This window comes from Aliiglaciecola sp., from assembly GCF_039982535.1.
Lineage (GTDB): Bacteria > Pseudomonadota > Gammaproteobacteria > Enterobacterales > Alteromonadaceae > Aliiglaciecola.
In genome coordinates this window covers 1-1,104 of sequence record NZ_JBDWYG010000079.1, presented here as the reverse complement: position 1 = coordinate 1,104, position 1,104 = coordinate 1, and the positions used below count along the sequence as shown (strand labels likewise).

1 protein-coding gene is annotated in these 1,104 nt (G+C 38.9%); it reads right to left on the bottom strand.

All coding sequences use genetic code 11. From position 1 onward, the window contains the following. Positions 1 to 143 precede the first annotated feature (143 nt). A complete protein-coding gene (locus tag ABJV04_RS20920) occupies positions 144 to 584 on the bottom strand; it encodes a hypothetical protein (RefSeq protein ID WP_348493677.1) in 441 nt (146 codons plus the stop codon). Positions 585 to 1,104 lie beyond the last annotated feature (520 nt).

The following is a 1,104-nucleotide window of genomic DNA, read 5'->3' as shown; positions in this document are numbered from 1 at the left end:
CAACGAAGGGAAGGGACAGGGATGGGTTTCTTCCTGACGCTCCTCAAGAACCCTTTGCGCTCTCTGTCGTTTACCCTTTCCGTGTTTTGTGATTCCTTGGCGACTACCTAGTTAAGTTCACCTCTCAACCAATACGACTTTCTTTACTCGATCTCATAACGCATTACTACATCTGAAAGGCTAACTGTAGCGCGTTGTGTTATTTCTGAATTGGTAATATTCTCGAATGTCATTGCTGGTCCAGATGCCGGTTGTGCTATAATTACCACTTCAGAACTGGTTGCTGATTCAATGCTATAAATTCCGTTTTCATTTCGGGCCATTGATCCGGAAGCATTTATAGTGTCTGCCTGGAATACTATTGTATTAAATGTAACTCCCTCAAAAGATTTACTCCCTCCACCAAGGGCACTTGGTTTCTGATAGTAGGCCTGCATTTGAGCTGCTATTACGGACAGTTCGACTCGAACCACGTCTATGTTGTTTTGTTGTAATGTATTGGACATAGTATTAATAGCCAGTATTGTTGCAATACCCACTATCACTGTCACGAGCAGAATCAACAAAACTTGTTGTTGTCCCATTTAAACTTTTGCTTTAATTGTTATTTAAAAATACAGTTTAGCCCTTTATACACACATATAGTAGTGAGATTTATTTAATTTTAATAAACGCTCATACTTAAAGCCTTTCAAATACTTCTACTTTGCTTCATTAATACTCAGCATTTTATATCAAGAGGGCGACTCTCTCAACTTATTACATATTAGTATATAATGATGTGCCCGCTCCTTTAAAGACCTCATCCAATTCCTAACCCGCTGCGGATCAAGATACTGGCTGATATACCAGAGCAAATCTAAAACCTATTCAATATTCAGTATTAAGTTCATAAGAGAAGACTTTAGTCCGACCGGTTACCTATTAATGAGATTAAAATTTTCCCTGCACCCAAACGCAGGGCTGAAGCCCTTGCTAGCTTATGTACGTGTTTTTTAAAATCCTCCTTCAAAGGAAGATTTAGAATCTTCGCATCAATTCTCTAACCCATCCTTGTTCACCAAAGAATCCTTTGTGCCCTCTGTGGTTTTAAATGAACTTTCC